General features: G+C 48.5%; 10 protein-coding genes. 4 read left to right on the forward strand and 6 right to left on the reverse strand.

Annotated features, from left to right (window positions below):
- Window positions 1-8 precede the first annotated feature (8 nt).
- The 3 genes from DXZ20_RS35560 to DXZ20_RS35570 all read left to right on the forward strand — a co-directional run bounded on the left by DXZ20_RS35560 (window position 9) and on the right by DXZ20_RS35570 (window position 4,931).
- Window positions 9-1,271 (forward strand): hypothetical protein, encoded by a 1,263-nt coding sequence (locus tag DXZ20_RS35560; RefSeq protein ID WP_348918752.1) that lies wholly within the window; start codon window positions 9-11, stop codon window positions 1,269-1,271.
- A 106-nt stretch (window positions 1,272-1,377) separates the two neighbouring features.
- Complete coding sequence (locus tag DXZ20_RS35565; protein ID WP_163703192.1) at window positions 1,378-3,225, forward strand: DCC1-like thiol-disulfide oxidoreductase family protein; 1,848 nt, start codon at window positions 1,378-1,380, stop codon at window positions 3,223-3,225.
- 236 nt (window positions 3,226-3,461) lie between these two features.
- Window positions 3,462-4,931: a glycosyltransferase family 39 protein gene (locus tag DXZ20_RS35570; RefSeq protein WP_250566041.1), complete on the forward strand. Its 1,470-nt coding sequence runs from the start codon at window positions 3,462-3,464 to the stop codon at window positions 4,929-4,931.
- A 237-nt stretch (window positions 4,932-5,168) separates the two neighbouring features.
- Here the strand turns inward: DXZ20_RS35570 and DXZ20_RS35575 are convergent, their stop codons facing one another.
- From DXZ20_RS35575 to DXZ20_RS35590, 4 genes are read right to left on the reverse strand one after another with little or no spacing between them, the layout of a single operon-like run.
- Window positions 5,169-6,296, reverse strand: coding sequence for an ABC transporter permease (locus DXZ20_RS35575; RefSeq protein ID WP_163703194.1), 1,128 nt, complete (start codon window positions 6,294-6,296; stop codon window positions 5,169-5,171).
- Window positions 6,297-6,299: 3 nt separating this feature from the next.
- Complete coding sequence (locus DXZ20_RS35580) at window positions 6,300-7,400, reverse strand: ABC transporter permease (RefSeq protein WP_163703195.1); 1,101 nt, start codon at window positions 7,398-7,400, stop codon at window positions 6,300-6,302.
- Window positions 7,397-9,349 carry an ATP-binding cassette domain-containing protein gene (locus tag DXZ20_RS35585; RefSeq protein WP_163703196.1) on the reverse strand — a complete coding sequence of 651 codons (1,953 nt, stop codon included), beginning with the start codon at window positions 9,347-9,349 and terminating at the stop codon, window positions 7,397-7,399. The genes DXZ20_RS35580 and DXZ20_RS35585 overlap by 4 nt, the downstream gene beginning before the upstream one ends.
- 42 nt (window positions 9,350-9,391) lie before the next feature.
- Complete coding sequence (locus tag DXZ20_RS35590) at window positions 9,392-10,669, reverse strand: HlyD family secretion protein (RefSeq protein ID WP_163703197.1); 1,278 nt, start codon at window positions 10,667-10,669, stop codon at window positions 9,392-9,394.
- Between the two features lie 245 nt (window positions 10,670-10,914).
- Here DXZ20_RS35590 and DXZ20_RS38090 point away from each other — a divergent pair, with 245 nt between their 5' ends.
- Window positions 10,915-11,013, forward strand: coding sequence for a PLDc N-terminal domain-containing protein (locus tag DXZ20_RS38090; RefSeq protein WP_348918298.1), 99 nt, complete (start codon window positions 10,915-10,917; stop codon window positions 11,011-11,013).
- Window positions 11,014-11,290: 277 nt separating this feature from the next.
- Here the strand turns inward: DXZ20_RS38090 and DXZ20_RS35600 are convergent, their stop codons facing one another.
- Window positions 11,291-11,482 (reverse strand): DUF4278 domain-containing protein, encoded by a 192-nt coding sequence (locus DXZ20_RS35600; RefSeq protein WP_163703198.1) that lies wholly within the window; start codon window positions 11,480-11,482, stop codon window positions 11,291-11,293.
- A 382-nt stretch (window positions 11,483-11,864) separates the two neighbouring features.
- Window positions 11,865-12,356: a host attachment protein gene (locus tag DXZ20_RS35605; RefSeq protein ID WP_163703199.1), complete on the reverse strand. Its 492-nt coding sequence runs from the start codon at window positions 12,354-12,356 to the stop codon at window positions 11,865-11,867.
- Window positions 12,357-12,425 lie beyond the last annotated feature (69 nt).

Below are 12,425 nucleotides of genomic sequence, written 5' to 3' on the forward strand. Positions count from 1 at the left end.
TCAGTCAGATGCAAGAGTCACTCAAGTTGTTACGCTGGGCTGCGATCGCAAGTTTAGCTTGGGGTGCTGGCAGCCTGTATAACGTTTACGGCGGTGGTGAAACCAGCTGGCTGCGGTCTATGTATCAGCGCAAAATCGCCCTGGTGCAAACTCTTGAATCTCCTAAGTTAATTGTCACCGGGGGGTCAGGAGCCCACTACACGATCAATGCTGAGGTGCTGGAGGCAGATCTGGGGCTACCGGTGATCAATATGGGCATTGATGGTCCAGTGGGGTTGAACCTGATCTTGCCCAGTGTTTTACCCCAGGTAGAACCGGGTGACACTGTTCTGTTAATCCCGGAATATCTGTTGTTAAACCATGAAAATGGTCTAGGTGAACGCTCTGGAGCCTTTGCCCTGGCAACGGGGCAGCCGTTAACCGGCAATATTCCACCAAAACAGTTGGCACAAAATGTGCTGATGTTGGGGGTGCCTTCACTGCGGGCAGTGGTGAAGTCTTCTATAGATTTGGCCACATTGGGGCGAGTGACGGGTTACTACGATGATCCCCTCACCGACCAAGGAGATCCAACCATCACCAAGGCACGCACTGGGGAATGGTGGCAGATGAAAATCAAACAACCTGCCACACCCTATGCCCTTGACCGTATTGCTGAGTTTCGTCAGGAGGTGGAGTCCCAAGGAGCTACTTTGTTGCTAGCACTACCCTGGGTCTATGCTGATGCCGACGATTTAGAAACACAGAAAAATGTTGAGGCCACAGCAGCAGCATTATCAGACATTGCTCCTGTGGTGTATGACTCTGAAACATTGAACATTCAGTCCGATCCTAATCTGTTTGCCGATACCCATTATCACCTGATGCCTGAGGCACGGAGATTGCGATCTCAAACCCTAGCCCAACAACTGCAACCGCTACTAGCTAAGGAATGGGAATCAAACAGTTTCAACTTTGCTGATGTTCAGATAGCCCTCACCCCAGCCCTCTCCCAAGGGGGAGAGCTACGGTATACACACATCTCGGCAGAGAGTTCAGAATCCTGCATTACCCCCCTTAATCCCCCCTTGGTAAGGGGGGAAACTCCAGTTCTCCCCCTTACCAAGGGGGAGTTAGAGGGGGTGAGGCAACCGCAAACGCTAGTTTCCAATACTTGTGTGTACATGGCAGCCTTGAGAGAGGAAGCCAGGTTTAAAGTCCTTCTTCTCCCTGGGGGAGAAGGATTTAGGATGAGGGCACAAAGCTGGACATTAAATAATTCTGATTCCTAACCAATAGGTCTGGCTAATAAAGCCAACAAAATTGAACCTATGAATCCACCTCAAAACTCGCTTACTCCTTAAACAGTCTCTTTGTCCTCCTTGCCCCTGTAGTTCCATGGCCGACACTGTTCCCCGCCCCGGATTTCTAGAAAAGCGCTATGGCCTAGATTTAAGGTCTTTGGCATTGTTACGCATTGGTCTGGCTTTAGTCATCCTGGCGGCTCTGTTGACTCGTCTAGGTGATTTAGTTGCCCACTATACCGATGCGGGAGTGTTACCCAGGCAGGCCGCCGCCGAAATCTTACCCGATGGGTACTGGTCGCTTCACCTGATCAGTGGTCAAGCCTGGGTACAGGCCCTAATATTTCTGGTGGCGGTGATCTTGGCCCTGGCTCTGTTGGTGGGGTACAAAACGCGTTTAGCGACCATTGCCTCCTGGGCACTGATTGTCTCTCTCCATAATCGCAATCCAGCCCTGATCTTCGCGGCTGATGATGTTCTGCGGGCGATCATGTTTTGGGCGATGTTTCTCCCACTGGGGGCCAAGTATTCCATTGACAGTGCTCTCAATACCGCTGCCCAAAGCCTACCAAAACATTTCTTTGGGGCTGCTAGCGTCGCTCTTATGGTTCAGCAGTGTTACATATATATGTTCTCCGCCTTCTTCAAAACAACCAGTTCCACCTGGTGGCCTGAAGGCAGTGCAGTCTATTATGCCTTAAGCTTTGACCAATATGTCACCCCCCTAGGAGCATGGCTCTTAAATCTGGGTGCTTTGCTCCCCATATTGACCTTTTTTACCCTGGTGTTGGAGTGGATCGGTCCGCTGTTTATATTTGTGCCTATCCGTACCGCTCTGTTTCGCAATATCGCCATCGTCACCTTTATTTTGCTGCACCTGGGCTTTGGTCTTACCCTTAACCTCGGCATTTTTCCAGCTCTGAGTATTGTTACCTGGCTTGTGTTTATTCCCACCTCTACCTGGGAACGGTGGGCCAAGCGCTGTTATGGTCGGGAGCACCATGGCCTGGTGATTTACTATGACGCCGACTGTGGCTTCTGTAAAAAAGTCGTGCACCTGATCCGCACGTTTTTACTCTTGCCAGATACTCCTCTCCGTACTACGCAGAGCGATCCTGATATCTTTGCGGCCATGGAGCGCCATAATTCTTGGGTAGTCGTTGATTGGCAAGGCAAGTATCACTATAAGTTTGAAGCGATCGCCTATGTGTGTAGCGTATCGCCTGTCTTCTGGTTTTTAGCCCCGGTGCTGCGTTGGTCACCCATGATGAAAGTGGGTACTCGGTTTTATGATGCGATCGCCAACAACCGCCGTAGGGCTGGTTTAGTCACACGTCCCTTCAAATTTAAGGCTTTTTCTGTCAGTGCTTCGTGGTTTGGCAACAGCCTGGCGGCAATCCTGCTAATCCTTACCTCTATCTGGAACTTCCGCAGCATTACCCATCACCATGCCTTTGTTGATAATCCCCATCCAGCAATTCGTGCTCTCAGGCGTGTGACCAATAGCCGTACCGCCAATCGGCTGCACATTCCAATGCAAGCAACGCGACTAGATCAGTCCTGGAGTATCTTTTCACCCGGTCCTCCCCGTGATGATGGCTGGTATTCTGTAGTAGGCACTTTGGCAGATGGTCATACCGTGAACTTACTGCAGCCCCATCAGCCTATATCTGCAGATAAACCCACCCTGGCTCAACGACAGGCAATCTACAAAAATCTGCAGTGGCGCACCTATTTTATTAATCTCAACCGTGCCCTAGGCCAACAACTCTATCCCTACTATGGAAAGTATGTTTGCCACAGCTGGAACCATAAAAACTCAAACAATCAGCGCCTCAAACACTTTGAAGTATCTTTTACAAAGGAAAGAACTGTTTCTCAGGGTGAAATACAAACTACCGAAGAGAGCCAACCCTGGAGCCAGTCTTGTATCCCTAATTGAGTGCACAAAGATACTGATATTCACCCTCAATGAGTAAGAACTGTTGTTTGTATAAAATGGCAGCACTTTAAAGATAGGATTGCCCGCCTCTGTCCAATATCTGAATAGGCCAAAAACGCTACAGGTTATTGTCTGACATGAAGTTACTCACCAAGCTTATTTTAATTACATTTTTATGGCTTGCTGTCATAAATCCCGGCACATACATTGGCCTAGATACTACGTTAAGGCTGCAAATGACCCATTCCTGGTGGAAAGGACAGGAAGAAGTGCTTGTGTCTTCCGAAACGCAGCCTAAACGACGGGGAGACATCCGATTTGGCGTTCAAGGCAGAGATAACAAACGGTATATTGCCTATGATGTTGGGCAGTCTCTGCTGATGTTGCCTGGTGACTGGGTCGGGACACAGTTAGGACGTTTATTCCCCTCCATTGGAGAAACTGTATTTCGAAATTTAGCCGTTCAATTTTTAGTGTTTATACCTTTGAATGTAGCGGCTATTATCGCTTGCTTTTGGCTACTCAGGTTATTTCAGTTTAAGCAGCATGTAGCAGCTTTGTCGAGCATTGGCTGGTTACTAAGTTCGACGGTGCTTCACTATGCTCAAATTCCCCAGCAAAATAATCAGATCCTGTTGTTTGTGACCATTGGATATGCATCTGCCCTAGCGGGTGTACGTTTTAATAAACTCTCCTATGTATTTTTAAGTGGCTTATGCTTGGGGCTCGCCATGCTCATTCGCACAACCAGCATTTTCCACGCTTTGACGGTCTTTTTGTTTTTAAGTGGCTGCGTTCTCTATCAAAAGCGATACCTATCCAACCTGTTTAGATTTTCAGCGGTTTGGATCTTAGGGCTGGTTCCATTTACTCTGCTAGGCCGCTTTGTTGATTATCTGAGATATGGCAGTGTATGGGCAACGTCAAACAGTGAAATCTTAAAGCAGCTTGGAACAGATCCCATGTGGTCTGGCTTACCGAAACTTCCTGCAAATTATCCCTTTGTCAATCCACCTTGGATCGGCATTCTGGATACATTGTTCTCGCCAGCGAGAAGTATTTTTATATACGATCCACTATTTTTACCCTGTCTGATACTGACCATTGTCATCTGGAAAAAGATTTCTCCCTATGTCCAGCTGTACCTATTAACTGGGCTGCTAAATCTAGCGTTACATATATTGCTGACCAGTAAACTGGTGTGGACGGGGGGTACAGCCTGGGGTGCCAGATTTCATGTTACCTCTGTTCATTTGTTGTTAATACCCCTGTTGGCTCTGCTTGTACAACTGCTTTTATCATCCAGGCAATTGAAAAGATACTTAATTCAGGGTGTGCTTGTAATTGCTATTATGACCCAGTTTGCTTCTGTGCTCATGCAACCCAACTTGGAAATATATCAAAAAAAAGTTGGTTTTCCTGGAACGCGCTTTGATTTCCGGTTGATGCAGCGAGTTGCAAATATTGCTTGTCTTGTAGATGATTCCATCTACAAGGGATGTATTGGGCAAAATCCTGAAAAGAGGCAATATGTAGACAATTTAGATCATATCTTTATGTCGCCCTTTGTTTTAAGCCACCAAGCGGCAGATGATAATAACGTTGCCTTAAGCAAGCTATCGTCCATCGTTTTTGTACTTTGGCTACTAGCCCTCGCGACAGCTATTGGCCTCACATTTTACTCTGGATGGCTGTATGAGATTTAAGCTGATAAGGTTGTTGAAAATGAAGCCATGGAAAAACCACACAAGCTTTTTTTAGAAACGGATACAGCATATGTCTATCGTTTAGATTAGAATTTTCTAAAACTCTTGCTGACCCTGGAGATATTGCCCTAGTATTCTGTGGCGTAAGTCTGTCCACTATCCAATGTGGATGAGTCGATGGGTGGATGGGTGATGGGGTAACGGGGGAATTATTTAAGCGCGGGAGCCTTAAGGCGGCTAGCTCACCTGATGTCGAAATTGATTGGTGCTAATGGTAACTAAAACCGCTGCAAATACCAATAGAGCGATCGCATGGGGCCAGATCACCTCCAAACCTACACCCCGCAACAATACAGCCCGTAAAATTGCTACATAGTGACGCAGGGGATTCAGCAATGACAAATAACGGAAAACCGCAGGCATGCTTTCGATGGGTGCGATCGCACCCGACAGTTGGATCAACGGCATATTGATAAAAAACGAGGTCAATATTACCTGCTGTTGATTGCGACAGAGTGTGGCCAGCATCATACCAATGCCAATCCCGACAAAGACATACAACCCCGACATCACTAAAAAGAGCAACAAGCTGCCCCGCAACGGCACGTTAAAAATGATATTGGCAACACTTAGCGCCAACAGTGCATCCCCCAACAACAGCACGAATAACGGCACCACTTTTGCCAGCAAAATCTCCCCGGCTGACGCTGGAGTCATCAAGAGCTGCTCCAGGGTGCCCGTATCTTTTTCCCGAATCAGGGCAGACGAGGAGACGATGGATCCAATTAACGTCAGGACGACGCCCATCATGGCAGGTACAAAAAACCAGCTACTGATGAGTCCAGGATTGTACAGGAAGGTAATCTGTGGTTCAACAACACTGGGGATTTCAATATCATTCAATTGACGATTATATTGCTGGACAATCTGGGTAAAGTAGCCACTGGCAATTCCCGCCGTATTGGCGTCCACACCATCCACCATCACCTGAATCTCAGCCGATTTATCCTGGGACAAATTGCGATTAAAGTCAGGCGGAAAGACTACCCCCAAGGTGATGTCTCCCCATCGCACCTGTTTCCCCAGGCTCTGTTGACTGGCGCTATAGCGATCAACAACAAACACATCATTCTCGGTCAAGGCGGCCACCAGTTCACGGCTGGCCCCAACATTAACCTGATCCACAATTCCTAATTTCAAATATTGCACATCTGGGTTTAAGATCAAGCCATAGAGCAACAGTTGCACCGTCGGTGGAAAAACTAACATAAACAGTAGCTTCTTATCTCGCAAGATCTGCTGAATCTCCTTTATGGCTAAGGCCCAGAAGCGACTGTTAAGTAAACTTTGGAACAACTTAAACATCAATCAGTCCGGTAACTGCATCCGACGCAGACCACGCCAGGCGGCTGCAAAAAATAACAATGCCAGCAGCGCAATGGCCACCAGGGCAACCCAAACGCCTCCCCACCCGGTCCCCCTGACAAAGGCATCGCGAGTCACATCAATGTAATAGCGAGCTGGCACAATGTTAGAAATGAGTGAAATGGGAAACGGAATATTACTCAACGGGTAGATAAAGCCCGAAAACAAAAAAGAGGCTAGAAAACCAGTAAATGCCACCCCCTGCACCGCCGCAATGCGATTACTAGAGCGGACGCCGATCAAAAGACCATAAAGAACACTGACCGTCGCAAATAAGCAGGTCCCTAGCATCAATGGTAGAGGATTACCGGCCAACCCAATCCTAAACAGAAGCGAGCCCAAACCCATGATGCAAAGGGCTTCACCCATGGCCACAATGAAGTAGGCTAGCCCTTTACCCAGCAGCAGTTCAGTTGCACTTAAGTTAGAGGCATAAACCTGCACAATCGTGCCTTGTTCCTTCTCACGCACCATGGCGAGAGTTGCCAGCAAGGCCGGAAAGATGGCCAAGATAACGGCATAAAGCCCCGGCACGATGAAGAGAGATTCCTTGCGACCCGGATTGAACCAGAGGCGAATGCGGGCAACCACCTTAACTGTTCTAGATTGAAGTCCTTGATCCTGCACAAAGAAGTTAGTCGTTGCCCGTATGCTGTTGCGAATCACGCGGGCATTGTTCACATCGGTACCGTCCACCAGCACCTGGATAGGGCTGGATTTCTGGTCTTTGATGCGACGGGAAAAATCTGGTGGAATAATCACTGCCGCTTTAGCGCGTCCTTGATCAATGATCTCAATGGGCTCTCCCGACCCTGGGACAGGCTGAAACTGATTAGTGGCAAAGAGTCGTTCTACATAGCTACGACTGAGGGGAGTCATGTTAAAGTCCTGAATCGCCAGGGGAATATTTTTTGTCTCCAGTCGGATGGCATAGCCAAAAATCAGTAGCATCCCCAACGGCAGGATAAAGGCCAGGGCAAACGTCAAGCGATCGCGACGAAATTGAGCCAATTCTTTGATGCACTGAGACCAGATGCGCTTCATGGCTGTCCCCCCTGGGCTCGCTGGATAATGCCAATAAAGGCATCTTCCAGGGAGAATGGCACAGCCTGGATAGATTGAATGTCGAATTCTGCTGTGCTCAGCAATGAGCGGAGACGAGGCACGTCTATATCCGGCTGATCCAGAACAATGTGGAGACGATCGCCAAATAGGGAGACTCGCCAATCCTCAAAATACTGTTTGAGTAAGTCGGCGATAACCTGAGGCTGGGGAATCTGCACTTCAAATAGCTGTCCCGGCTGGCTGGCCTTAATTTGACTCGGGGACCCATGGGCAACAATCTCCCCAGCTGCCATAAATGCCATGCGATTGCAATGTTCAGCTTCTTCTAGATAGTGTGTGGTTACCAGCACGGCTGTACCCTGATGGGTTAAGTCTTCAATTAATCGCCAGAACTGACGGCGAGCCAAGGGATCCACACCGGATGTGGGCTCGTCTAAAAACAAAATTTCAGGTTCGTGCATAACTGAGGCCCCAAAGGCCACCCGCTGTTTCCACCCACCTGGCAGTTGCCCCGTAATCAGGTCTGCTTTGCCCGTCAATCCACAAATGTCTAAAACCCAATTGATTTTGGCAGAGCGCTGACGACGGGGAACACCATAAACCCCACAGTAAAATTCCAAATTCTGTTGAATAGATAAGTCATCATAGAGAGTGAATTTCTGGCTCATGTAGCCCATCCGCTGACGTAGAGCACTGCTACGCAAATTGCGGGTTTGACCGGCTAGTGTGACTTCACCTTGGGTAATGCCCAACAACCCACACAGCATCTTAATGGTGGTGGTTTTGCCAGCACCATTAGCCCCCAACAATCCATAAATTTCACCATAGCGGATGTCCAGGTTAACCGCTTTAACCGCCTGAAAATTGCCAAATGTCTTACTGAGGTCACGGGCACCAATGGCAATATCATCGCTGCTGTGGGCTGGCAATGGCCGCAGCCGAGGCAATGGCACAAAAGCAGGGTCCGACCCCTGTTGGCGCAGCTGGTTGACAAAGACATTTTCCAAAGTAGGCGCTGCGGGACGAATCGTGTTGATTGTGAGCTGATGTTGCCCCAGGAGAGCACGAACCTGGGTTTCACCAGTCTCTGCATCGTCAACCAGTACATCCAGGCGGTCGCCAAAGGTTTGTACATCCACAATCGGAGTAGACGGTTGAGCCAGCAAACCCTGTTCAGCAATTTTGAGATTACTAGCACGCACCTCCAAGCGCTGGAGCCCCAGATTATCCCGTAGTTGAGCCGGTGTTCCCATTTGCTGAATCTGGCCATCGTACATCAGGGCAACGCGATGGCAGCGCTCAGCTTCATCCATGTAGGGTGTGGCCACCACAATGGTGACGCCCTGGTGGGAGAGGGTGGCCAGCACATCCCAAAACTCACGCCTGGAGACAGGATCCACACCCGTTGTCGGCTCATCCAGAAGTAATATCTGAGGTTGAGCAATCAGGGCACAGCACAGGGCCAACTTCTGTTTCATGCCACCAGACAGTTGACCAGCCAAACGATCTGAGAACGGCTCCAGATTCATCAGCCTGAGATATTGGTTGCGCCGCTGTTCAAACCGCTGGGGCGGCACTTCATGGAGACCAGCTACATACCGCAGATTCTCATCCAGGCTGAGATCCAGATAGAGCGAAAAGTGTTGGGTGAGATAGCCCGTTTGCAAGCGAGCATCCCGAGGCGCACGCTCCAGAATGATCACATTTCCCGAGGTTGCCTCCATCACACCTGCCAAGATTTGGAACAGGGTGGTCTTGCCAGCACCATCAGGACCAATGAGGCCAAAGATTTCGCCCCGCCGCACCGTAAACGTCACCTCGTTTACAGCGGTTAGTTTGCCGTAACGCTTATAGAGTTCATCTACCTGGATAGCAGGGGTTTCGAGTGCGGTCTCTGGCTGCTCAATCTGACGAGTTGTTGAATGCATGGTTTGATTTGTTCACCCATGATTAAGACAAAATCAGCATCATCATTCGAAATAAATTTCACCATCGGCAGGCATGCCAGGCTTGGCAAATCCATCAGGATTATCAATGCTGAGTCTGACACCAAACACCTGTTGCACCCGGTCTTCTCGGAAGTAGATATTTTCAGGCGTAAAGGAAGCCTGGGTATCAATGGCAATAACTCGGGCACTGAGGGGATTCTCGGGTGCTGAATCTAGAAAGACGCTGGCCGCTTGTCCTACTCGTACTTTGCCAATCTCTCCTTCAGGAATAAAACCACGCAGATAAACAGTGTCTAGATCAATTAAAGAAAGCAGCGTACTGCCGGTCGTCACCACTTCTCCCGGTTCAGCGCTGCGAGCGGTAACAACTCCAGCGAGGGGACTAGCAATGGTGAGATAACCCATGCGAGCTTCAATTTCTCGCTGAACGGCTTCAGCCCTGGTCACATTATCCTGTGCGGCAACCGCCTGGGATTGTACCTGAATCAGTTGTTTTTGCAAAACGTCTAACTCAGCTGTACGAAGATCTGGATTGAGCCGGGTGGTTTGGGCCTGGGTCAATCCCCCTGCTGCGGCATCAACCTGTCTCTGAGCGGCGACAATGGCGGCTTCACGTACACCCAACCGGGCTTGGGTAGTTTCAAACGTCGTTTGGGCCTGGTCCGCACGCTCCTGGGTCGCGGCACCGACTTGGGCAAGCTTGATGTAGCGATCGCGTTCCACCCTGGCCAGATCCAAGTCTGATGTAGCCGCAATCAGTTGCGCTTCTGCTTCTGCTCGCTGCGCCTGAGCCGTAGCAAGATTAGCCTCAGCCTGGCTGACCTGACCCACTGTATCCCCCTGGGATTGTTCCAGACTCACCTGGGCTCGCCGAATTTGGCTTTGCAGCACCTCAATCTGCAATCGCGCCTGTCGTTCTCGCTGTTGGGCCGAGGCCAGCTGTGCTTTAGCCTCGTCTAATTGAGCCTGCACTTCTTCATCATCAAGCCGAACAATCACTTGACCATCATTGACCTGGTCGCCTTCTCTGACAGCTACAAACTCCACTCGTCCTGATACTTTTGCACCCACGTCTGTCTCGTAGCCCTCAATGCGGCCACTCAACTGCAGCGTATCTGTGGGGGAACGTGATAAGAAGTAGGTCACGGAGAGACCCGCACCCACCACCAAAAGACCTAACGGAAGCAAGACACGCAGCCTGTTTTTATGTTTACTTTTCGATACGTCAGAGGTAGTGGAATGGGGCTTAAACCGAGCAACTAATTGGTTGAGATTCAGCCGTGAACCTGGCAAATGCATGAACAGATCTCCTCATTAAAGGGGCGAGAGGATTTGACTTTTACGGCAGTTAAAACCTGCTCTATCTTGAACTTAGAAAATGGATATGAGGAAATTATGAGTACCCCACTAAGCATCGCTAAGCAATTTTCATGCCCCGTTCTAGGGAGTTTCTCTATGATTTCCTCAAAGTTGTTGCTGCTCTATTTTTGCTATGGGTATTGATTGACTGTGCTACTTAAGAAGCAAGTGAGGGCAACACTAAAATTGTTTGGACTATTATTATCCTATTCTTGAATTTTGTTGGTGCACTGATCTATGTCTTTGTGAGACGACCACAGCGTCGCCGGGAGTTAGCACAGTAAAGTCTAAGAGAAAACTTTCGGGATGGTGTAGTCATGAACCAAAGACCTCCCAAGGAGTCGACATTAAAATTCAATGCCAGTAGATAGGGAGCAAGGTAAGAAAAAACAGAAAAAACAACCGGTTTAAACAGCCAGCCCCCTATATCTACTCTGAGAGTGAATTGCCTCAGATAGTTTCTAAAAAGAAATTATCAGTTTCCTGAGCCTTCTTCTAGTGTTGAGAAGCAAAGGTACCTTTGCTTAGCCAACATTTCGGCATTAGAGCTTCAAAGCCAAATTAGGCATCTGAACCACCAGTATGATATGAAACTCCACGATACTTCAGGTCAAAAACTGGTGAAGACAGTGCTTTAACCAATTTGTGGAAGTGGAACGTAACACCTCGATATTTGCCGACTTCTTCACTGTCGGCAATTGCGACCTTAGGAGCCTTATAGTCATAGCTAACGCCGCGATACTTGAGTTTCATAGTGTCCCCCTGAAATTGTTAGAAAGTGGGATACCCTCATCCCACTTTGATGTTAGATAAAGAATTTGAGAATCTTATGAAGCCTGTGCTATACCCCCATAGTCTTCAGGTTTGGGTTGGTGGATAACCAGCTTAGGAACCACAATTAATTAGGCTCCACTATTGGATGTACAGACGTTGCATGCAACGTCTCTCCAGCATTAATTTTTGGATCTTATAAAATCCTTATCCCTTAAGCAGAATTGCTGCATCTGCCTCTACGACAGCTCGCTGTCTTCTAAGGACATTTCTGGTAAAGAAGCTACCAGTTATCCAGGCCCCCAACCCCCCAATACTGGGGACATGGAAAGCACTTACAGCGTCAGAAACTCCCAGCAATCTTTCACAATCTAATCCGGGCTGGTAACTGTCCTGTCTTCGCCAGGTAATCATGCAGCTCATGGGGCTTGAGATGACACAGATCTCGAGCCAATTCATTCATTTTTAATGGCTTGGGTAATAGAGGCGTGCAAACTTCTCTCATCAGCCCTAGAATTTGGGGTGCCGCAATGATAATAAGTTGTCGAACGTGTTTAGACTCAACTAGATCTAGTACGGTTTTCGCAATAGATTTAGCAAATCGCCGTTCAAATTCAATTTTATGACTCTGGCGATGGTCATCATATCTGTGGGACTGACCGCTCGCGCCACGGTTACGTCCTGACTGAATATTTGACCATAGAGCCTTGCCGGGTAGTTCTCCCTCGAAACTCACCATACTTTTATGTTCAACTAACGTTAGAACGTCCGGATCATACATAGGCAAGGTTGCTGGTTCTGAAGTGAAGAAACGAGCAACGGCTCCATTGATAGTAGCAACAAGCAATTTACCCATAGACTGTCTCAGTAATTTTGTAGAGTTCTATGTCACTAAACTGACGTGGTTACACCTGAGGAACCAGGC

Source organism: Adonisia turfae CCMR0081 (genome assembly GCF_011009555.1).
In the GTDB taxonomy this organism is placed as follows: Bacteria; Cyanobacteriota; Cyanobacteriia; order Phormidesmidales; family Phormidesmidaceae; genus Leptothoe; species Leptothoe turfae.

Excerpts from the sequence above, each read along its gene's own strand:
- DXZ20_RS35560 (WP_348918752.1), top strand. The coding sequence starts at position 9 with ATGCAAGAGTCACTCAAGTTGTTACGCTGGGCTGCGATCGCAAGTTTA.
- DXZ20_RS35600 (WP_163703198.1), bottom strand. The coding sequence starts at position 11,482 with ATGAAACTCAAGTATCGCGGCGTTAGCTATGACTATAAGGCTCCTAAG.
- DXZ20_RS35570 (WP_250566041.1), top strand. The coding sequence starts at position 3,462 with ATGACCCATTCCTGGTGGAAAGGACAGGAAGAAGTGCTTGTGTCTTCC.
- DXZ20_RS35605 (WP_163703199.1), bottom strand. The coding sequence starts at position 12,356 with ATGGGTAAATTGCTTGTTGCTACTATCAATGGAGCCGTTGCTCGTTTC.
- DXZ20_RS35585 (WP_163703196.1), bottom strand. The coding sequence starts at position 9,349 with ATGCATTCAACAACTCGTCAGATTGAGCAGCCAGAGACCGCACTCGAA.
- DXZ20_RS35580 (WP_163703195.1), bottom strand. The coding sequence starts at position 7,400 with ATGAAGCGCATCTGGTCTCAGTGCATCAAAGAATTGGCTCAATTTCGT.
- DXZ20_RS35565 (WP_163703192.1), top strand. The coding sequence starts at position 1,378 with ATGGCCGACACTGTTCCCCGCCCCGGATTTCTAGAAAAGCGCTATGGC.
- DXZ20_RS35575 (WP_163703194.1), bottom strand. The coding sequence starts at position 6,296 with ATGTTTAAGTTGTTCCAAAGTTTACTTAACAGTCGCTTCTGGGCCTTA.
- DXZ20_RS35590 (WP_163703197.1), bottom strand. The coding sequence starts at position 10,669 with ATGCATTTGCCAGGTTCACGGCTGAATCTCAACCAATTAGTTGCTCGG.